Below are 19,666 nucleotides of genomic sequence, written 5' to 3'. Positions count from 1 at the left end.
ATTCCGCGGCTGCGCCGTGCTATCAGGCGCACACCTGAGTTCGGGGAACGGGATGCCCACACAGTCGCCGGAGATCCAGGCCTTCGCCACCGGATTCCCGATCACGCTCATGCACGTGGGCGTGACGGTGCTGATCCTGATCGCGGCGGCGGGCCTCTACATCCTGCTCACGCCGCACAAGGAGATCACCCTCATCCGCGAGGGCAATACCGCCGCGGCGCTGTCGCTGGCCGGCGTGCTGGTGGGGCTCGCCCTGCCGCTGTCGGTGTCGATGAAGGCCTCCACCAACGTGATCGAGCTGGGGCTCTGGGGCGTGGCGACCGTGGTGGTGCAGCTGCTGATCTTCCGCCTGGTCGACGTGATCCTGCGCGGCCTGCCCAAGCGCATCCAGGAGGGTGAGATCTCCGCCGCGGCCCTGCTGGTCGGCGCCAAGCTGGCGACCGCGCTGATCGTGGCGGCCGCCGTCTCGGCCTGACGGCCATGCACTTCCCCAAACTCCCGGACTGGCTGATCTACGCCGCTATCGTGGTGGCCCTGCTGATCGCCGCGATCAGCCGCCAGGAGCGGGCCGACGCGCCGGAGCCCCCGCCGCCGGCGCCCGAGGTGGCCGGCGCCACGCTCGGTCCAGCGTCGCCGTTCGATCCCGCCGTTGTGGTCGACGTCCCCGACGAGACGAGCCCCGCCACCGGCACCGCCTTCTCCATCGCCGACTCCGGCGTCTGGCTCACCGCCCGCCACGTCGTCGACGGCTGCCGGCTCACCGCCATCGTCGTGGGCTCCGGCCAGGGCGTGGCGGCGCGGGTGCAGATCGATCCCCGCGGCGAGGCGGCGGTCCTGACCACCGACGGCGGCGCGCCGCCGCTGGCGCTGGGGCTGGCGACGGGGCTCCACCGCGGCGAGCGCGCCTTCCACCCGGGCTATCCGCAGGGGGAGCCGGGCGAGGCCACCTCGCGGCTGATCGGGCGCGAGAATCTGGTGGTGCGCGGGCGCGGCGCGCGCACGGAGCCGGTGCTGGTCTGGGCCGAAACCGGCCGCACCGAGGGGCTGCGCGGAACGCTCGGCGGGCTGTCAGGCGCGCCGGCGCTGGACGCCCAGGGCCGGGTGATCGGAGTGACCATCGCCGAGGCGCCGAGGCGGGGCCGGATCTACACCACCGCGCCGGAGACGGTGCAGGCGACGCTGACCCGCGCCGGCGGGCGGCGCTACGCCGCCCAGCCGCTGGCCCAGACGCTGACGCCGGAGAACTACTTCCGCGTCGCCGACAGCCTCAGGCGGGACCTGCGCGTGGCGCAGGTGGTCTGCCTGCAGGGCGCGACCTAGGCCGCCGCCGCCAGTGCCCGCTGCTCGCGCCGATGGCGCTGGCCCAGCACCAGGCACAGGATCAGCGCCGGGATGCCGACGATCGCGGTGCCGGTGAAGAAGATCGCGTAGGCGGTCATCTGGTCGTACGAGCGGCCCAGCGTCTCCACCGTGGCGCCCGAGAACCCTTTCAGCACCTTGCCGAGCAGGGCGTAGAAGCTCGAGAGCAGGGCGTACTGGGTGGCGGTGTAGCCGAGGCTGGTCAGGCTCGACATGTAGGCCACGAGCGCCGCGCCGGCGAAGCCGGTGGCCACGTTGTCGACGATCAGCACCAGGCTGAGGTTGAGGATGCTGCCGCCGGCGTAGGCCAGCCAGGCGAAGGCCAGGTTCGAGGCCGGCCCGAGGATCGCGCCGAGCACCAGCGTCGGGACGAAGCCCAGCCGGATCGCGCTCAGCCCGGCGAGCGTGATGCCCACGATGGTGGCGATCAAGCCCACGCTCGTGCGCACGCTGCCGACCACCTCCTTGGCGAGGCCAACGTCGACGTAGAGCGGCCCTACCATGGGGCCCATGACGAAGTCCGGAAGCCGATAGAGGCTGATGGCTCCCAGCATGAGGATGGCGACCCCCACCCCGTGCGAGCGGAAGAAGGCGACGAACGGCCCGACGATGGCGTCGAACAGGCCGCGCGGCGTCCAGAGCGCCGGCCCCGCGAGGGCCTTGGCCGCGTCGGGCTTGAGGTTGGCCGGTTCGCTGGCGAAGAGGGTGGCCGTGAGGCCGATCCCGACAGCCAGCGCGCACAGGATATAGGAGTTGTTCCAGCCCAGCTTGGCCGCGGCGATCAGGATCCAGGCGTCGGTGGCCAGGATGGCGATGCGGTATCCGAGCTGGAAGGCGGCGGTGAGCAGGCCGAGGTCCTCGTCGCTCTCCGCCCTTTCGATCCGCCAGGCGTCGATGACGATGTCCTGGGTGGCGGCGGCGAAGGCCACCACCAGGGCGAAGCCCGCGAAGGTCAGAAGCCCACCGTGCGGGCCGATCGCGGCCATGGCGAACAGGCCCGCGGCGATCACCACCTGGGACAGCAGCATCCACCCGCGGCGGCGTCCGAACCTTCCAAGGAACGGCACGCCCACCTTGTCAATGACCGGCGCCCACAGGAACTTCAGCGAATAGGCCAGGCCGACCCAGGACAGGAAGCCGATGGTGGCGAGCTCGATCCCCTCGTCGCGCAGCCAATAGCCGAGAGTATTGCCGGTCAGCATGAATGGCAGGCCGGACGAGAAGCCCAGCAGCAAGGTGATCAGCACGCGCGGCTGGCGCAGCGCCGCCAGCACCTCGCGCCAGCTATGACCCTTGGCCTTACCCGGTTTGGCTTGTGTGGCCATGGACACCCCTTGAGCGCCCCCGCGCCCGGTCAGCGGACCTTGGCGCGCGCCGCGGGTTCCGTCCAGCCGGGCCGCGTCCATCGCGTCAGCATGGCGCGCAACGCGTCCGGCAGCAGCGGCTTGACGAGGAAATCGTCCATGCCGGCGGTCAGGCACGCGCGGCGGTCGTCCTCGAAGGCGTTGGCAGTGAGCGCCACGATCGGCGTGGCCACGCCGCGGGCCCGCAGCGCGCGGGCGGTGTCCTCGCCGGAGAGGCCCGGCATCCGCATGTCCATCAGGATCAGGTCGAAGGCCGAGACGGTGACGGCGGCCAGCGCCTCCTCGCCGCTCTGGGCGTGCTCCACCTCGCAGCCCTCGCGGGTGAGCAAGGCCCGGGCCAGCATGGCGTTGATGGGATTGTCCTCCACCAGCAGCACCCGGGCTCCCGGCGCAGCCGCGGCGGCGATGCGCTCGTCCTCGGGCGCCGCCGGGGCGGCGACGGCGGCGCCGGCGGCGATCAGCACGCGGTCGGCCAGCGAGACGCGGCGAAGCGGCTTGATCAGGTAACCCGCGAACCCGGCCTTGCGGTAGCGGGCGCGGCGGCCGCGCTGCTCCGGCGCCAGCAGGACGATGGCCCGGCGCTCGGGCGGGCAGGCGACGATGGCGCCGGCCCCGGCCAGCGAATCGTCGAGCAGCAGGACGTCCCCGGGCCGGGTGCGCGGCAGCAGCCCCTCGATACTGGTGGCGCTGACCGCCCGGCCCCCGCAGGCCTGGACCTGACGGCGGGCGGCCTCGCGGACGATGGCGTTGGGAGAGGCGATCCCGATGGTGCGGCCGGCCAGAGGCTCGGCCGGCGGCGTCTCGGCCGCCATCGCCGGGAACCCGGCCTCGAACCAGAAGACCGCCCCACCCGAACGGGCGGCTTCGACGCCCACCTGGCCTCCCATCGCCTCGGCGAGCCGCCGCGCGATGGCGAGCCCCAGCCCCGCCCCGCCCAGCTCGGCGTGCGCCACCTCGGTCTGGTGAAAAGCCTGGAAGATCAGCTCCCGGTGGGTCTCGGCGACGCCGGGACCGGTATCCTCCACGGTGAAGCGCAGGCGGTGGGCGTCGCGCACGGCGCCGATCAGGACGCCGCCCGAGTTGGTGAACTTCACGGCGTTGCCGGCGAAGTTGAGCAGGATCTGTCTCACCCGGCTCTCGTCGGCCCGGATGCGGCCGGCGTTGGCGGGCGCCGCCCAGGCGATCTCCAACCCCTTCTCGCGGGCGCGGGGCGACAGCAGCTCGCACACACCTCGCAGCAGGTCCTCGACGTCGAGGGGCGCGGCATGCAGCTCAATCTTTCCTTCGCCGAGCTTGGCGAAGTCGAGCACCTCGTTGACTAGGTTCAGCAGGTGCTGGCCGCTCTCGCGGAGCGCTGCGGCGTACTCGCGCTGCTCCGCCGTGAGCCGGGTGCCCTCCAGCAGGCGGGCCATGCCAAGCACGCCGTTCAGCGGAGTGCGGAACTCGTGGCTCAGGGAGGCCAGCTGCTCGGGGCTGATCTGGGGGCGCTTGGGGCGGCGCTCTGAAATTGGGCGGATCGGCCGACGCATGGAGGCCGGGACATACCGTATACGGCTTAACGGCAGGTCAAACCTGACCCGCCTGCCGTCCGCCGCTCATCTCCTGGACGAGCGCCAGCAGGGCCGAACGGGCCTTGTCGTCCGCGATGGCGTTGAACGCCTTGAGGAGCTCCAGCGCGCCGGGCTGCGAGAGCGCGCGGAACAGCTCCTCGTCGTCGAGGCCGGCCCCGCCCTCCTCGCCGACCAGCCAGGCTGTGGAGACGCCCAGCGCCTGGGCGGCGACCACCAGGGTGGAGGCGGCGACGCGGTTGGCGCCGCGCTCGTACTTCTGCACCTGCTGGAACGAGACGCCGAGCTCTTCGGCGAGCGCGCTCTGGCTCAGGCCAAGCTGGCGGCGGCGCGTGCGCATGCGCGCTCCGATGGCGAGTTCGATGGCGGCCTGACGGCCGGCGTCCTTGGGTTGCATGCCGCGACTCTCCTGGACCGCGAACATCCTTAACGAACCACGCGTTTTCGACTTAAAGTAGACGCAAGCGTCAAGCCGTCGTTTACTAACTTTGCCCATGGCCACGAAGACGAGCACCACGGACGTTCCGGTCGGCCTGCTCACCCAGCGGGAGCGCGAATGCCTGCGCCTCGTAGACCAGCACCTCAGCTCCAAGCAGATCGCCCGCGAGCTGGGCATGTCCAAGACCTCGGTCGACACCTATTGCGACCGGGCCCGCCGCAAGCTCGGTGTGCCGGATCGGTACGAGGCCGCGCGCATCCTGCGCCAGCTCGACGTTAACCCTGTTGTCCTGACTGAATCAGGACAGGACACGATCAGGACAGACACCCGCCCCGAACCCTGGCCGGATGAGCCGGCAACCAGGGAGGCGGCAAATGGGCGACTGGCAGAACTTCGACAATCGCGCGGTGATCGGACGGGCCTTGAGGCTCCGTCGGGAGATCGACGACTTCGAGGCGCGCTGGCCGAACCCGACGGAACGGGACGAATCGATCCCGACCTTCTCCTGGGCGCAGCTGGAGCGGCAGCTCGTCGATCTTTCGGCGACGCGGCAGCAGGCGGATATGGCGAGGCACCTGGTTTCCGCGACCCGGAAGCTGGCGCCTTTCAAGCCGCCGGAAATGGTCTTGCGGGAGATCCTCTGCATGACCTGGGTCCTCTTGGACGAGAACTTCAAGCCCGAGCCCGAGGGACCCGCCGAAATGATCTGAGCCCGGTCGCCCGGATCGCCGCGATCTTTGGCGTCGCCGTGATTACGGCCCTGGCTTTCGGGGCCATGCTCGCGGGGCTCCACGCGCTGAACGATCTGGCGAATAACCTGTTCGGCTGAGAGGCCGGCTTTAACCGTGAGCCTGAACGGCTCCGAAACCAAACATTGATATCTGGACAGACGCGCATCCGCAGAAGATGCGTGCAGGAGAATTCTCATGCTTAAGCAACGCCGCATGGTGGCGGAACAGATCGCCGGCGCCCTCTTCGAAGCCGAGGCGGCCATCGATCAGGCCCTCGCCAAGACGGCCGCCCTGACGGGGGTTATGCCCGCGCTTCGCGGGCAAGCCGGCGCTTCGGCGCTGATCGGGCAGGACGCGGTCGAACGCGCCAGCCAAGCGATCATGGCGCTCGCCGAGGCGCGCCGCGCCATTGTGGAGACTCACAAGGAACTCAGCGTCGCCCAAGGCCAGATGGGCCTGGGCGCGGTGACGCTAGGCGGCGACACCGGCACGACCAAGCCGCCTCCCGAGGGCCTGCAGGCCGAGCGGGTGCGAATGCGGGCGCTGCGGATCGCCTCCTAAAGCGATTATTCTCCAGGCGATCACGATCTGACACAGTAAGGCCCTCGAACTTCTTGAGGGCCCTTATTGTACCAACTGCCGCCATGGGTCTGGCCCACCGCCTTGGGCATCGTTTGCGTGCTGGCGCTTTGGCGGGGACGGTTCGACGAGCGGTCCGCCGCTTTCTGCTACCTCGTGGATTGGTTGTTGACCCGGCTTGCCTACATCGTGAGCGGCCAGGCGGAGGTCGTCGTCCTCGGCATCGACACCGCCCTGTTAGGCGCTCTGCTCTGGATCGCGCTCCGCACCCGTCGGTTCTGGCCGCTATTTTCGGCAGCCTTTCAGTTGCTGGCGATCCTGACCCACCTGGCGCGGCTCGCCGACACCAACGTGAGCCTCTGGGCCTATCTGACGGCGGAGCTCGTTTGGAGCTATCTCGTGATCGGCGCCATAGGTTACGGCGCCTGGACAGCTCCCCGCTACGCCAACGCCGATGCTGTGGCGCCAGCTGACACCCGACGGTAGATCAGCGCCTCCGCCACATGCACGCGCCGCACCGAGCCTGAGCCTTCCAGGTCCGCGATGGTGCGGGCAAGGCGCAGGGTCCGCGTCCAGCCGCGGGCGGTGAGGCCGCCGGCTTCCGCGGCGCGGGAGAGCAGGGTGCGGGCGGGTCCGTCGAGATCGCAGGCGCGGTCAAGGAATTCGCCGTCGGCCTGTGCGTTCAGCACGTCGCCGCGCTCGGCCTGGACGGCGCGCGCTTGCGCGACTCGGGCGGCGGCCTCGGCGGTGCCCTCGACGGGCGGCGGCAGTGCGAGGTCGGCGGCGGTGACCGGCGGGACCTCCACCTGCAGGTCGATGCGGTCCATCAGAGGGCCGGAGACCTTCATCCCATAGTCGAGCTGACAGCGGGGCGCGCGGCCGCAGGCGCCGCGCCCGGGCCCACCGTGGCCGCACTTGCAGGGGTTCATGGCCGCAACCAGCTGCACCCGGGCCGGGTAGCGCACGTGGGCGTTGGCCCGGGCGACGATCACCTCGCCGGTCTCCAGCGGCTGGCGAAGGCTGTCGAGCGCCTGGGCGCCGAACTCGGGCAGCTCGTCGAGGAAGAGGACGCCGTTGTGCGCCAGGCTCACCTCGCCGGGCTTGGCCTTCAGCCCGCCGCCGGTGAGCGCCGCCATGCTGGCCGAATGGTGGGGGCTGCGGAACGGCCGGGCGCGGGTGAGGCTGCCCTTGGCGATCAGGCCGGCCACCGAATGGATCATCGAGGTCTCGAGCAGCTCCTCGGCGGTGAGCGGCGGCAGGATGCCCGGCAGGCGCTGGGCCATCATCGACTTGCCCGAGCCCGGCGGGCCGACGAACAGCAGGTTGTGGCCGCCGGCCGCCGCGATCTCCAGCGCCCGCTTGGCGTTCTCCTGGCCCTTCACCTCCTTCAGGTCAGGGACGCGCTCGCCGTCGAGCATCGGACCGGGCTTCGGCGGCGACAGGATCTGGGTCCCGCGGAAATGGTTCACCAGCGCGATCAGCGAGGGCGCCGCGATCACCCGGGTGTCGCCGGCCCAGGCGGCTTCGGGCCCGGAGGCCTCCGGGCAGATCAGTCCCAGGCCGAGGCCTCCGGCCGAGACGGCGGCGGGAAGCACGCCGGCCACTGGCGTGATGCGGCCGTCCAGCGACAGCTCGCCCACCGCGGCCCAGCCCTCCAGCGCGTCCGGCGGGATGATCCCCATGGCGGCCATGATCGCGAGCGCGATCGGCAGGTCATAGTGGCTGCCCTCCTTGGGCAGGTCGGCCGGCGCGAGATTGGCGATGATCCGGCGAGCGGGCAGCGCCAGCCCCATGCCGGCGAAGGCCGCGCGCACACGCTCACGACTTTCCGAGACCGCCTTGTCTCCGAGGCCTACGAGGAAGAAGGCGGGCTCGCCTGAGGTGAACTGCACCTGGACGTCGACTCGGACGGCTTCGACGCCCCGGAATGCCAACGTCACCACGCCCGCCGCCATGCTCAACCCCTTGTGGGTGGATATGAGTTATCCACAAGATCGCGGGTTCCGCACCAGCTCAGATGGTGAACAAAGACGGAACCTAAGGCGAAGATGCCGCTCCGGCGGCTCCGCGTCAAGCTAGCGGGCGTCGGCGAGCCGACTTTCGATCCGTTCAAAGAGCAGATCGCCGGCGTCGACGCCGGTGAACCGCTTCAGCGCCACGGCGCCGGTTGGCGAGGTCACGTTGATTTCGGTCAGGAAGTCGCCGATCACGTCGATGCCAACGAAGATCAGGCCGCGGCTTTTCAGCTCCGGCCCGATGGTCGCGCAGATCTCCTTGTCACGCGCTGAGAGCTCCACCGGCTCGGCCTTGCCGCCGACCGCCAGGTTCGAGCGGATCTGCCCCTTCTGCGGCACCCGGTTGATGGCGCCCACCGGCTCTCCGTCGATCAGCAGTATCCTCTTGTCGCCCTTGGTCACCGACGGCAGGAACTTCTGCACGATCACCGGCTCTCGGCCGATCTCCGCATGCAACTCCAAGAGGGCATCCAGGTTCGGATCGTCGGCAAGCAGCCGCGCCACGCCCGAGCCGCCGCGGCCGTTCAGCGGCTTCACCACGCAGTCGCCGTGCCGCGCGCGGAAGTCGTAGATCGCCTCCTTGTCCCAGCTGATCAGCGTCGGCGGCTGCAAGCCGGGGAACCTGGTGACGAACAGCTTCTCCGGGGCGTTGCGGACCTCGCGCGGATCGTTCACTACCAGCACCTTCGGGTGCACCGCCTCCAGGAAGAAGGTCGTGTCGATGTAGTGCATGTCGAACGGCGGGTCCTGGCGCAGCAGGACGACGCCGAACTCGGTGAGTTCGGCCCGTCGCCACGGGCCCAGCTTCGCGTGGTCGCCGGCAACCCGCTGAACGGTCACGTCCCGGCCGCGGGCGAACACCCGGCCTTCGTCCATGGCGAGCGTATCGGGGGTGTAGACGAACAGGGCGTGCCCGCGCGCCTGGGCGGCCTCCATCATCAGGAAGGTCGTGTCGCCCTCGATGTTGATCCCTTCGATGGGATCCATCTGCACCGCGACCTTCAAGGCCATGCGCCCGCTCCCGACAGCTCAGATGACGGACATAGGCGGTGCGGAGAAGGAGCGCTAGTTCAGCCGCAGCCGTACCCGCTCGCGCGCCGCGCGGGCGGCGAGCGCGGCGCCGCCGTCCAGCGTGGTGGCGCGGGCCAGCGCCTCAAGCGCGCCGGCCAACGCGCCCTGGCCTTCGCGGGCCGCCGCCACGTCGAGCCAGGGGCGGTGGTCGTTGGGGTCCAGCAGGGCGCGGCGCAGGGCGGCGCGCTCGGCGCGGGGGAAGTCCCGTGCGGCCGTCGCGCGGGCGAAGATGTTGTTCTGCAGCCGCACCAGCACGGCGCGGTCGGGCACCGGCGCCATCAGGCGGTCGAGCCGGTCGGCGACGTTGGGGGTCAGGCCGGCGTGCAGCGCGCGGCGGGTTAGCTCCGACGGCAGCACGACGCGTCCTTCCGAGAACGGATCCAGCGCCAGCGGCCCCTCCTCGGTCTCGATTCGCAGGAGGAAGTGGCCCGGGAAGTCGACGCCCTGGAGGGTCAGGCCGCAGCGGCGCGCCACGTGGATGTAGAAGATGCCCAGCGCCACCGGCAGGCCCTTGCGGCGCTCGGCGACGGCGATGACATCGGCGTTCTCCGGGTCCTCATAGGTGAAGAGGTCGCCGCCCAGCCGCAGGTCGCCGGCCATGGCCTCGGCCAGGGCTTCCTCGGCGCTCTCCCGCTTCATCCGCTGCGACAGCCGATCGACCCCGGCAGCCCCCAGGTCACGGGCCACCTTCGGATCGCGCGTGGGGTCCTCGTGGACCGCGCAGGCGATCGCCGCTTCCAGCAAGGGGAAGTCGCCGTCCTGGGCGGCGCCCGCCTCCAAGAGCGTGTCTTCGGCGTCTTCGCGGGTCATTCGTCCCTTCGGGCGCGCATTCAGCCGCCCTTCCAAGCGTCGGGAATATGCATAGGAAGCCTCCCCGGCGCGAGGGCCATGAGGTCGAGACGTACCGCCGCACCCGCCAGGCTCGGCCGTCGGGCAGCCAACATTGCCCCCGCGCGCCGCAGCCGGGTGCGCTGGTCGAAGGTGACGGTCTCCAGCGCGGTCTGTAGGTCCATCCTGCGTTTCACCTCGACGACGGCGAGCGTCCGGCCGCGCAGGGCAAGCAGGTCGATCTCCGCCTGGGGTGTGCGCAGGCGGAAGCCGAGGATGCGGTAGCCCTTCAGCATCAGCCAGACGGCGGCCAACACCTCGCTGCGGCGCCCCGAGAGGCGGGCGGCGGCGCCGCGGGCCGCGCGATCTGGCCGCACCGGCTTCACCGCGCCTTCAGCTCCATGGCGCGGCGGTAGAGGTCGCGGCGGGGCAGGCCCAACGCCTTGGCCACCTCGGAAGCCGCATCGGCGGGGCGCAGGCGGGTCAGCGCGTCGGCCAGCGCGGCGTCGGCGTCGGCGGCGCTCGCCTGGGCCTCGCGGCCGGGCGCCACCAGCACGACGATCTCGCCCCTCGGCTCGGCGAGCTGTGGGTCGGCCGCCAGTTCGGAGAGGGAGCCGCGATAGACCGTCTCGTACAGCTTGGTGAGCTCGCGGCAGACCACCGCCGGCCGGTCGCCCAGCACCACGGCCATGTCGGCCAGGCTGTCCGCCAGCCGCGAGCCCCCTTCGAAGAACACCAGAGTCGCGCGGATGCCGGCCAGCTCCTCCAGGAAGGTCCGCCGCGCCGCGCTCTTCGGGGGCGGGAAGCCGGCGAACAGGAAGCGGTCGGTGGGCAGGCCAGCCACCGACAGCCCCGCGAGCAGGGCCGAGGCGCCGGGGATCGGGAAGATCGGGTGACCCGCCGCCGCGGCCTCGCGCACCAGCCGGTAGCCGGGATCGGAGACCAGCGGCGTGCCGGCGTCGGAGACCAGGGCCACGCGCCTACCCGCCTCGAGCGCGGCGAGCGCCTTGGGCCGTGTGCGCTCGGCGCCGTGCTCGTCGTAGCGCTCCAGCTTGGCCGAGAGGCCGAACGCGGACAGCAGCTTGCCCGCCACCCGGGTGTCCTCGGCAAGCACCAGGTCGGCGGCGGCGAGCACGTCGAGCGCCCGCAGCGTGATGTCGCGCAGGTTGCCGATCGGCGTCGCCACGACATAGAGCCCTGCCGCCAGCGGCGCGTCGTCGAGGGCAGGCGGAAGGAGCGCGCGGGCCATGGCGGAGGGTTCGCCGCTCAGTCGCCGAAAGGCAAGGGCCGCGCCTATGATGGCTTCAATCGTCACCCTCAAGGAGCGCGAGCCATGAGACGCCCCCTGCCGGACCGCGGCGCGCCCTGGCCTCAGGTGAAGGCCCAGATGCTGGAGTTGGCGCAGGGGGATGTCCGCTGGCGTGAAGGCAAGACCGCCGTCTACGTTTTCAACGCCGGCGCGGACGTGGAGCAGGTGCAGAAGGAGGCCTACGTCCTCTTCATGTCGGAGAACGGGCTTGGCCCGGCCGCCTTCCCGAGCCTGAGGCAGATGGAGGCCGAGGTCGTGGGTTTCGGCCTGGAGCTGTTCCATGCCCCCGCCGAGGCGGCCGGCGTGATCACCTCGGGCGGCACGGACTCCATCAGCATGGCGGTGAAGGCGGCGCGCGATCACGCCCGCAAGGTCCGCGGCGTCCAGGGCCGCCTCAACATCGTCCTGCCGCGCTCCGCGCACCCGGCCTTCGACAAGGCCTGCGCCGTCATGGAGATCGAGGTGAGGCGGACGCCGCTTCATGGCTACCTGGCCGACGCGGCGTCCATGGCCGCGGCGGCCGACGGCTCGACGGTGATGATCGTGGGCTCAGCGCCCAACTTCCCCTACGGGCTAGTGGACCCGATCGCGGCGCTTTCGGAGCTGGCGGTCGAGCGGCAGTTGTGGCTGCACGTGGACGCCTGCGTCGGCGGCTACATCGCCCCGTTCGTGAGGCTGGACGGCGCGGAGATCGCCGACTTCGACTTTGTCCTGCCCGGCGTCCGCTCGATCTCGGCGGACCTGCACAAGTACGGCTACTGCGCCAAGGGCGCCTCCACGGTATTCTTCCGCTCGGCCGAGCTCTTCCAGCTGATGGCGTTCGACGTGCGCGACTGGCCCGGTGGGCGGATGGTGACGCCGACGCTAGCCGGCACGCGGCCCGGCGGCGCCATCGCCGCAGCCTGGGCGGTCATGCAGTTCCTGGGGGTGGACGGCTACCGCCGCAAGCACGCCCTCGTCACCGACGCCCGCAGGCGGATCGAAGCCGGCGTGGAGGCGCTCGGCTTCACGGTGCTCGGCCGGCCGCAGCTCGGCATCGTCGCCTTCACCCGTGAGGACGTGGACTGCGTCGCCTTGTGGGCGAAGCTGCGCGAGCGGGGCTGGTTCACCGGTGTGACCACGGAGCCGAAGAGCCTTCACCTCATGCTGTCGCCCATCCACGCGCAGGTGGCCGACCAGTACCTGGCCGATCTGGAATGGGCGCTGGGGGCAGTCGCGGGCCCGACCGAAGCCGAGGCCCGCTACTCCTGAGGCGGCTATTTCGGCGCTTCGTTCTTGATGCGGATCGTGGCCGTGCCCATGGGGCCCTGGACTTCGAAGCTGTCGCCGGCCTTCTTGTCCTTCGGGTATTCGATGCAACTCTCGTTCGGGTCGAAGTTCGAGGTCGTGCACATCTTGTCGCCGTCGATGCGCCAGGTCCCGGTCACCTGGCCGTCCATGGCGGTGAACTTGCCGTCGGGCGTATACTTCACGTCGATCTCCATGCCCTCGACGACGAGGACCATCCCCTTCGTGGTGATCTCCTGAAGCGTGCCGGCGGCGCCCGGCGTGGCGATGGCGAGGGCCGCGGCCGCGGCGAGCAGGATGCGCATGGTGTTTCCCCGTAAGGACGCTCGTGTGCCGACAGCTTGATCCGATCGCGCGTGCGCAGCAAGCTTCCGTCACCGGCCGCCAGAGCCGGCGCTCCAGGGAGGTGCTGACATGACGCCCCGTTTTCTCGCCGCCGTCGGCGCCCTCGCGCTCGCCGCCGCCATCCCCGCAGCGCCGGCCGCAGCCCAGACCCAGGCCGCGGCGCCCGCGCCTCCGCCGGCCAACTGGAAGGCGCCGCGCAACGCCTTCGGGCAGCCGGACCTGCAGGGGGTCTGGACCAACGCCACCATCACCCGCCTGGAGCGCGAGGCCCGCTACGGCGACCGCCTGGCGCTCAGCGAGGCCGAGGTGGCCGGACTGGAGGGGGCGAACGCCGCCACCTTCGCGGTGCATGCCGCGCCGACCAAGGCCGAGACGAAGGTCGACGATCTGCCCGCCTGCCCGTCGGGCTCCACCGGCCCCACCTGCGGCTACAACATGTTCTGGGTGGATCCGGGCACGCAGGTGATGCGGGTGAAGGGCCAGCCGCGGACCTCGATCATCACCGAGCCGAAGAACGGCCAGCTGCCGTTCACCCGCGAGGCCCTGGCGCGGGCGCGCGGCCGGCAGGGGAACGCCCAGGTCGGCAACTTCGACGGCCCGGAGCGGCGGCCGCTTGCCGAGCGCTGCATCGTCGCGTTCGGCTCCAGCTCGGGCCCGCCCATGCTGCCGGTGCTCTACAACAACCACTACCAGATCGTGCAGTCGAAGGACGAGGTCCTGATCCTCGTCGAGATGGTGCACGACACCCGCATCGTCCGCCTGAACGACAAGCACAAGCCGGGACACGTGCGGCAGTGGATGGGGGACTCAATCGGCCGCTGGGAGGGCGACACCCTGGTCGTGGAGACGGTGAACTTTCGGCCCGAGCAGGCCTTCCGCGGCGCCACCGGGGACCTGAAGGTAGTCGAGCGCTTCACCCGCGTCTCGCCCACCGAGATCAACTACCAGTTCGAGCTGGTCGACCCCGCCACGTTCTCCCAGCCGGTGAAGGGGGAGGAGGCCTGGCGCGCGGCCAAGGGGCCGGTGCACGAGTACGCCTGCCACGAGGGCAACTACGCGCTTCCGGGGATCCTCGCCGGCGCCCGCGAAGAGGAGAGGAAGGGCCGCGAGATGGAGGGCAACCGCGGCGCCGTGCGCGAGGAAGGCGAGGGCGAAGACTAGGCGGCCAGCTCGGCGGTGAGGCGGTCCAGCACCAGCCGGCCCTTCGGCGTGGCGCGCAGCCGGTGGGGATCGTCGGCGAGCAGGCCCAGCTCCACGAGGTGGGCGATCTTGGCCGGCGGCACTTCGAGCGGCGCGATCTCGGCGCGCGGGACGCCCTCGGCGATCCGCAGGCCCGCCAGCACCCGCTCTTCGGCCACGTCGCGGGCGGAGAGGGGCTCCAGCGCCTCGAAGCCGACGCCGGTCTCGGCGACGCGGGCGATGTATGCGGCGGGCCGCTCGGCGGCGAAGGTCGCCTGGCGTGCGCCGCCGATGGTGAGGCGCCCATGCGCACCGGGGCCAGCGCCGACGTAGTCGTGGCCGCGCCAGTAGACGAGGTTATGCCGCGAGCGGGCGGCCTCGCCGCGGGCGTGGTTGGAGACCTCGTAGGCCTCGAAGCCCAGCGACTCGAGGGTCGCTTGGGTGGTGTCGTAGAGCACCGCGCCGGCATCCGGATCGGCGGGCGTGAAGCGGCCGCGGCGGACGGCGCGGCCAAAGGCGGTGCCAGCCTCTATGGTCAGCTGGTACGGCGACACGTGCTCGGCGCCCAGCGCCACGACAGCGCGCAGCTCCTCGGCCCAGGCCTCGGGGATCTGGCCGGGCAGAGCGTAGATCAGGTCCACGGAGAGCCGGGGAAAGGCGCGGGCTGCGGCCTGGGCGGCGCGCACGCCTGCGGCGGCGTCGTGGTTGCGGCCCAGGAACGCCAGCGCCGCGTCGTCCAGCGACTGCACACCGAGCGACAGCCGGTTGACGCCGGCCTGGGCGAAGGCCTCGAAGCGCGCCGCCTCCGCGTCAGTGGGGTTGGCCTCCAGCGAGACCTCCAGGTCGGCGGCCGGCGTCCAGAGGCGGCGGGCGGCAGCGACGATCTCCGCCGACCACGCCGGATCCATCAGGGAGGGCGTGCCGCCGCCGAAGAAGACCGAGACCAGCTCGCGTGGTCCCGTCAGCCGCGCCTGCGCTTCGAGATCAGCGACGATGGCGCGGGCGAGCGCGGCCTGTTCCTGCGTCCGGCCCCGGTCGCGGAAGACGTTGAAGTCGCAATAGGGGCAGATGCGGGCGCAGTAGGGCCAGTGGACATAGACCCCCAGCGGTGGGCTCACAGCAGGGCGGCCTTCAGCTTCTCGAAGGCGCGGAAGCGGTGGCTCATCCGGTCCTTCGCAGCCGGGTCCATCTCGCCGAAGGTCTCGGTGTGGCCCTCGGGGACGAAGATCGGGTCGTAGCCGAAGCCTCTGTCGCCGCGGGCCGGGAAGGTCAGCGTCCCGTCCACCCGGCCCTCCACCACCACGGCCGGTCCGCCGGGCCAGGCGACGGCGAGCGCGCAGGTGAACCAGGCGAACAGGTCGTCGGTCTGCGCCTCCTCCAGCCGCTCCTCGACCTTGCGCATCGCGACTGTGAAGTCCTTGCCGGGGCCGGCCCAGCGGGCGGAGTAGATGCCGGGCTGGCCGTCGAGGGCGCGGACCGAGATGCCGGAATCGTCGGCCAGGGCGACGAGGCCCGAGGCTTCGGCCGCGGTGCGGGCCTTCAGCAGGGCGTTGCCGACGAAGGTGCTCTCGGTCTCGTCCGGCTCCGCCAGCCCGAGGGCGCCGGCGGTGACGACCTCGAAGCGGTTGTCCAGGATCTCGGCCAGCTCGCGGGCTTTGCCGGGGTTGTGGGTCGCCAGGACCAGGCGGGTCCCGGGCTCCAGCTTCAGGGCCATCTAGAGTCTCCAGATAGAGAGGGCGGCGGACCATAGGCCCGCTCTCGTGCTGTTGCATTGCGAAAGTTTAATATCGTTACTCGATATTCATTTGATCGAGAAACGATGCGGCCGTATCGATTGTCGGCATTGGAGCTGCTCAAGCTTCTGCACCGCACAAACACTGGAGACCAAGATGTCCGCTTCCGTCATGTCCACCCTCGACCGCCTGACCCTCACCGTCGTGCTGCTGCTCGGCGCCACCCCCTTCCTGGCCCTCGCCGCGTCCGGCATCTAGGCTCCGGCTCGTGGGGTTCGCCTAGCGCCCGTCCCGGAACGCCCGGGACGGGCCGAGGCGAAGGAGAGGGGACTTATCAAGCATGCGCGCTTTGGGCCCGGGGTCCGTATCCAGTTTCCTGAAGATCATCCTCGACGTGGTCTACGCCGCGCTGTGGATCGGCCTGGCGGCCATCGCGCTGATGGCGCTCGCCGCCCTGCTCTTCAGCTTCAACCCCGACCTGCTGGGCCGGGTCGTGATCGACTCCGAGGAGATCGAGATCGGCAGCCGCTGGCCCGTGGTGACCGGCGGCCTGCTGGCCGGCGCGGTCTATATCGCAGGCGTCCTGGTGATCGTGGGCTGCCTGCGCCGGATCTTCGTGACCCTGACCGCCGGGGACCCCTTCCATCCCGACAACGTCCGGCGCCTGCGCCTGATCGGCGTGATGCTGGCCGCGCTCGAGTGCGGCCGCTACCTGGTGCGCGCCGCCAGCGCCTGGCTGGTGCCCGACATCGAGCGGGTGAACGCCAACTTCAGCCCCACCGCCTGGTTCTCCGTCCTCGTGGTCTTCGTGCTCGCGGAAGTGTTCCGCGAAGGCGCCCGCCTGCGCCGCGAAGCCGAGCTGACGATCTGAAGGCCGTCCACGCATGCCGATCCGCGTCCACCTCGACCGCGTACTACTCGAACGGCGCATGTCGCTGACCGAGCTCGCCGACCGCGTGGGGGTCACCATCGCCAACCTGTCGATCCTGAAGACCGGCAAGGCGCGCGCCGTGCGCTTCTCCACCCTGGCCGCCCTGTGCCGCGAGCTGGACTGCCAGCCCGGCGACCTGCTGCTCTACGAAGCCGGCCCCGGCGACGAGCCGGAGGACGACGGCGGGATGTGACCTGTCGCCGCCGCGGCTTGCCGAACGGCGAGCCGCCGCTGTAGGCAGGCGGCCGCGGGGGATCATGGCCGAGTTCAGCAAGCAGGAGCGCCAGGTCACCCTGGCCGGGGTGATGATCGTCTTCCTGCTGTCGGCGCTCGATCAGACGATCGTGGCCACCGCCATGCCGCGCATCATCGCCGAGCTGAACGGGCTGGCGCTCTATGCCTGGGTCACCACCGCCTACCTGCTGACCTCCACCGTCATGGTGCCGATCTGGGGCAAGCTCGGCGACCTCTACGGCCGCAAGCCCGTCCTGCTGGCGTCGATCGGGTTCTTCCTGGCGGGCTCCTGGCTCTCCGGTATCGCCGGGGAATTCGGCGACCTGCCGATCATCGGCGGCGGCATGACCCAGCTGATCGTCTGGCGGGCGCTGCAGGGGATCGGCGGCGGCGGCCTGTTCACCACCGCCTTCGCCATCATCGCCGACCTCTACCCGCCGAGGGAAAGGGCCAAGCTTGGCGGGCTGTTCGGCGCGGTGTTCGGCCTGGCCAGCACCATCGGGCCGCTGGTGGGCGGCTACTTCACCGACCACGGCACGGTCACGCTCGGGGGCCACGTGGTCGCCGGCTGGCGGTGGGTCTTCTACCTGAACCTGCCGCTCTCGCTGCTCTCGCTGTTCATGATCCTCTTCAAGATGCCGCGGATGTCCCATCAGGCCCGCGGCAAGATCGACTTCGTGGGCGCCGTGCTGATCATCGCCACCTTCGTGCCGCTGCTGCTGGCCCTGACCTTCGGCGGTCACACCCACCCCTGGACCTCGCCGACCGTGCTCGGGCTATTCGCCGGCGCGGCGGTGGGCCTGGTGCTCTACGTGGTTGCGGAGCGCTACGCCTCGGACCCCATCCTGCCGCTGGAGCTGTTCAAGAACCGGGTGTTCACCACCGCCAACCTGGCCGGCTTCCTGGTCTCCATGTCCTTCATGAGCACGGTGGCCTTCCTGCCGCTGTTCATGCAGCTGGGGCAGGGGGTGAACGCCACGGTGAGCGGCCTCTCCACCCTGCCGCTGATGGGCGGGCTGATGGTGAGCTCGATCATCTGCGGCCGGCTGGTCACCCGCACGGGCCGCTACAAGCCCTTCATGCTGTTCGGGGTGGCGGTGACCTTCCTGGGCATCTGGCTGCTGAGCCAGATGGACGCCGCCACCAGTCGGCCGGACCTGGCCTGGAGGATGGCGGTACTGGGGGTGGGCCTGGGCCCCGGCCAGAGCCTGTTCAGCCTGGCGATCCAGAACGCCATGCCGCCCAACCAGCTGGGGGTGGTCACCAGCTCCAGCCAGTTCTTCCGCCAGATCGGCTCGACCATGGGGGTGGCCCTGTTCGGGACCTACCTGACCAACCAGCTCAACTCTGGCCTCGGCCGGATCATGCCGGGGGTCGACATCGGCAAGCTGCAGGGGATGGGCCTCGAGGCCGCGGCCGGCGGCGGGGCCCCGGCGATGCCCCCGTTCGTGCGCGACATCATCACCGGGGCGATCACCGACACCTTCTTCGTCGGCCTCTACGTCATCGCCGCCGCCGCGGCGGTCGTCCTGCTGATCCCGCACGTGCCGATGCGCGACCGCAGCCCGATGGGAGCCCAGGCCTCGCCGGACAAGGACGGCGAGACCGTGATCCCTGGCGAAGCGCACCTCTAAGCGCCGCCTTATTTCGCAATGCAGCAACGGCGTGGCCGCAGCGCAGCGATGCCGCACCCTCTCGACCGAGGAATTCCTTGCATGATGAAATCGGGGCGCCTATATCGCAGCGCAGCAAAGGAGTGCCGTCCCATGATCGCTGCCATCGAACGCTTCCTGGACGCCATGTTCGCCCCGCTCGCCCGCGAGCTGGACCGCCTGCCGCCGTCGGCGGTGCGCGGGATGTTCCACGGCTTCTAAGGGCGCCGGTGCGGGCGGCTCAGTCAGCCGCCCGTCGCCTGCCTCTGCAGGACCACGAGCTCCCCGATCCCCTTGCGCGCGAGGCTGAACAGCGCCTCGAACTCGGCCTCCGAGAAGCCGCGCTTCTCGCCGGTGGCCTGGATCTCCACGATGTCGCCCTTGCCGGTGAGCACGAAGTTGGCGTCGGCTTCGGCGTTGGAGTCCTCCTCATAGTCGAGGTCGAGCACGGGGGTCCCCGAGAACACCCCGCAGCTGATCGCCGCCACCTGGTCGAGGATCGGGTCGCTCGAGATCACCCCTTCCTCCAGCAGGTAGCGGGTCGCCATGCGAAGCGCGACCCAGGCGCCGGTGATCGCCGCCGTGCGCGTGCCGCCGTCGGCCTGGACGACGTCGCAGTCCAGGGTGATCTGCCGCTCCCCGAGCGCCTTCATGTCGACAACCGCGCGCATGGAGCGGCCCACCAGGCGCTGGATCTCCTGGGTGCGCCCGGACTGCTTGCCCTGGGCGGCCTCGCGCCGGCCCCGCGTGTGCGTCGCGCGCGGCAGCATGCCGTACTCCGCCGTCACCCAGCCCTGGCCGCGGCCGCGCAGGAACGGCGGAACGCCCTCCTCCACACTCGCCGTCACCAGCACCTTGGTGTGGCCGAAGCTCGCCAGGCAGGAGCCCTCGGCATAGCGGTTGACGCCGGTATCCAGGGTCACGGGACGCAAGCTGTCGGGGGTGCGCTCGGACGGACGCATGCTCTCGGGAACTCCTTGAACCGCAAGCGCGTCTTGCGCCGCGGGAGGCCGCGCTTATCCTAGATCGTGAAGGTCCAGTC

The 19,666-nt window shown here is 70.8% G+C and carries 22 protein-coding genes and 1 pseudogene; 11 read left to right on the top strand and 12 right to left on the bottom strand.

The features are described from left to right. Positions 1-52 precede the first annotated feature (52 nt). Both VIL76_RS13650 and VIL76_RS13645 read left to right on the top strand, forming a co-directional pair. On the top strand, positions 53-475 hold the full coding sequence (locus VIL76_RS13650; protein WP_332045577.1) for a DUF350 domain-containing protein: 423 nt from the start codon (positions 53-55) through the stop codon (positions 473-475). 5 nt (positions 476-480) lie between these two features. Next, a complete protein-coding gene (locus VIL76_RS13645) occupies positions 481-1,320 on the top strand; it encodes a serine protease (protein ID WP_332045576.1) in 840 nt (279 codons plus the stop codon). Here VIL76_RS13645 and VIL76_RS13640 read toward each other — a convergent pair. The 3 genes from VIL76_RS13640 to VIL76_RS13630 are packed head-to-tail and all read right to left on the bottom strand — an operon-like array spanning position 1,317 to position 4,688. Then, a complete protein-coding gene (locus VIL76_RS13640; RefSeq protein WP_332045575.1) occupies positions 1,317-2,684 on the bottom strand; it encodes an AmpG family muropeptide MFS transporter in 1,368 nt (455 codons plus the stop codon). The genes VIL76_RS13645 and VIL76_RS13640 overlap by 4 nt on opposite strands. Positions 2,685-2,713: 29 nt before the next feature. Further along, positions 2,714-4,252, bottom strand: coding sequence for a response regulator (locus VIL76_RS13635; protein WP_332045574.1), 1,539 nt, complete (start codon positions 4,250-4,252; stop codon positions 2,714-2,716). Between the two features lie 37 nt (positions 4,253-4,289). Then, the gene (locus VIL76_RS13630; RefSeq protein ID WP_332045573.1) at positions 4,290-4,688 is read right to left on the bottom strand and encodes a helix-turn-helix domain-containing protein; all 399 of its coding nucleotides are present in this window, start codon (positions 4,686-4,688) and stop codon (positions 4,290-4,292) included. Between the two features lie 97 nt (positions 4,689-4,785). Here VIL76_RS13630 and VIL76_RS19775 point away from each other — a divergent pair. From VIL76_RS19775 to VIL76_RS13615, 4 genes and pseudogenes are all read left to right on the top strand, one after another. Continuing rightward, positions 4,786-4,977 (top strand): annotated as a pseudogene (locus VIL76_RS19775) (response regulator transcription factor); the annotation flags it as partial. Between the two features lie 127 nt (positions 4,978-5,104). Then, positions 5,105-5,440, top strand: a complete 336-nt coding sequence (locus VIL76_RS13625) for a hypothetical protein (protein ID WP_332045572.1) — start codon at positions 5,105-5,107, stop codon at positions 5,438-5,440. Positions 5,441-5,656: 216 nt separating this feature from the next. Then, the gene (locus tag VIL76_RS13620) at positions 5,657-6,022 is read left to right on the top strand and encodes a hypothetical protein (protein WP_332045571.1); all 366 of its coding nucleotides are present in this window, start codon (positions 5,657-5,659) and stop codon (positions 6,020-6,022) included. A 66-nt stretch (positions 6,023-6,088) separates the two neighbouring features. Continuing rightward, a complete protein-coding gene (locus VIL76_RS13615) occupies positions 6,089-6,526 on the top strand; it encodes a hypothetical protein (protein WP_332045570.1) in 438 nt (145 codons plus the stop codon). Here VIL76_RS13615 and VIL76_RS13610 read toward each other — a convergent pair. From VIL76_RS13610 to rsmI, 5 genes are all read right to left on the bottom strand, one after another. Next, on the bottom strand, positions 6,481-7,995 hold the full coding sequence (locus tag VIL76_RS13610; RefSeq protein ID WP_332045569.1) for a YifB family Mg chelatase-like AAA ATPase: 1,515 nt from the start codon (positions 7,993-7,995) through the stop codon (positions 6,481-6,483). The two genes, VIL76_RS13615 and VIL76_RS13610, sit on opposite strands and share 46 nt — an antisense overlap. Positions 7,996-8,115: 120 nt before the next feature. Beyond that, positions 8,116-9,066: a glutathione synthase gene (gene gshB / locus VIL76_RS13605; RefSeq protein WP_332045568.1), complete on the bottom strand. Its 951-nt coding sequence runs from the start codon at positions 9,064-9,066 to the stop codon at positions 8,116-8,118. A 54-nt stretch (positions 9,067-9,120) separates the two neighbouring features. Beyond that, positions 9,121-9,936: a transglutaminase family protein gene (locus VIL76_RS13600; RefSeq protein WP_332045567.1), complete on the bottom strand. Its 816-nt coding sequence runs from the start codon at positions 9,934-9,936 to the stop codon at positions 9,121-9,123. 20 nt (positions 9,937-9,956) lie between these two features. Continuing rightward, positions 9,957-10,331, bottom strand: coding sequence for a YraN family protein (locus VIL76_RS13595; protein ID WP_332045566.1), 375 nt, complete (start codon positions 10,329-10,331; stop codon positions 9,957-9,959). A 5-nt stretch (positions 10,332-10,336) separates the two neighbouring features. Next, positions 10,337-11,203, bottom strand: a complete 867-nt coding sequence (gene rsmI / locus VIL76_RS13590; protein WP_332045565.1) for a 16S rRNA (cytidine(1402)-2'-O)-methyltransferase — start codon at positions 11,201-11,203, stop codon at positions 10,337-10,339. 84 nt (positions 11,204-11,287) lie between these two features. On the opposite strand from rsmI, the gene VIL76_RS13585 reads away from it, so the two are divergent. Continuing rightward, positions 11,288-12,514: a pyridoxal-dependent decarboxylase gene (locus tag VIL76_RS13585; RefSeq protein WP_332045564.1), complete on the top strand. Its 1,227-nt coding sequence runs from the start codon at positions 11,288-11,290 to the stop codon at positions 12,512-12,514. A gap of 5 nt (positions 12,515-12,519) precedes the next feature. Here the strand turns inward: VIL76_RS13585 and VIL76_RS13580 are convergent, their stop codons facing one another. Further along, the gene (locus tag VIL76_RS13580) at positions 12,520-12,855 is read right to left on the bottom strand and encodes a hypothetical protein (RefSeq protein ID WP_332045563.1); all 336 of its coding nucleotides are present in this window, start codon (positions 12,853-12,855) and stop codon (positions 12,520-12,522) included. Positions 12,856-12,964: 109 nt separating this feature from the next. Between VIL76_RS13580 and VIL76_RS13575 the strand changes: the two genes are divergently transcribed. Further along, positions 12,965-14,056: a hypothetical protein gene (locus tag VIL76_RS13575; protein WP_332045562.1), complete on the top strand. Its 1,092-nt coding sequence runs from the start codon at positions 12,965-12,967 to the stop codon at positions 14,054-14,056. Here VIL76_RS13575 and hemW read toward each other — a convergent pair. After that, positions 14,053-15,192 (bottom strand): radical SAM family heme chaperone HemW, encoded by a 1,140-nt coding sequence (hemW, locus tag VIL76_RS13570; protein WP_332045561.1) that lies wholly within the window; start codon positions 15,190-15,192, stop codon positions 14,053-14,055. The genes VIL76_RS13575 and hemW overlap by 4 nt on opposite strands. Continuing rightward, positions 15,189-15,788, bottom strand: a complete 600-nt coding sequence (gene rdgB / locus VIL76_RS13565; RefSeq protein WP_332045560.1) for an RdgB/HAM1 family non-canonical purine NTP pyrophosphatase — start codon at positions 15,786-15,788, stop codon at positions 15,189-15,191. The genes hemW and rdgB overlap by 4 nt, the downstream gene beginning before the upstream one ends. 359 nt (positions 15,789-16,147) lie before the next feature. Here rdgB and VIL76_RS13560 point away from each other — a divergent pair, with 359 nt between their 5' ends. The 3 genes from VIL76_RS13560 (at position 16,148) to VIL76_RS13550 (ending at position 18,606) form a co-directional block, all read left to right on the top strand. Further along, positions 16,148-16,678, top strand: coding sequence for a DUF2975 domain-containing protein (locus VIL76_RS13560; RefSeq protein ID WP_332045559.1), 531 nt, complete (start codon positions 16,148-16,150; stop codon positions 16,676-16,678). 13 nt (positions 16,679-16,691) lie between these two features. Beyond that, positions 16,692-16,931, top strand: coding sequence for a helix-turn-helix transcriptional regulator (locus VIL76_RS13555; protein ID WP_332045558.1), 240 nt, complete (start codon positions 16,692-16,694; stop codon positions 16,929-16,931). 64 nt (positions 16,932-16,995) lie between these two features. Next, on the top strand, positions 16,996-18,606 hold the full coding sequence (locus VIL76_RS13550; protein WP_332045557.1) for an MDR family MFS transporter: 1,611 nt from the start codon (positions 16,996-16,998) through the stop codon (positions 18,604-18,606). A 263-nt stretch (positions 18,607-18,869) separates the two neighbouring features. Here the strand turns inward: VIL76_RS13550 and rph are convergent, their stop codons facing one another. Continuing rightward, positions 18,870-19,586: a ribonuclease PH gene (gene rph, locus VIL76_RS13545; RefSeq protein WP_332045556.1), complete on the bottom strand. Its 717-nt coding sequence runs from the start codon at positions 19,584-19,586 to the stop codon at positions 18,870-18,872. Positions 19,587-19,666 lie beyond the last annotated feature (80 nt).

This window comes from Phenylobacterium sp. (assembly GCF_036563285.1).
GTDB lineage: Bacteria > Pseudomonadota > Alphaproteobacteria > Caulobacterales > Caulobacteraceae > Phenylobacterium.
This window is presented reverse-complemented; position numbering and strand designations above follow the sequence as displayed.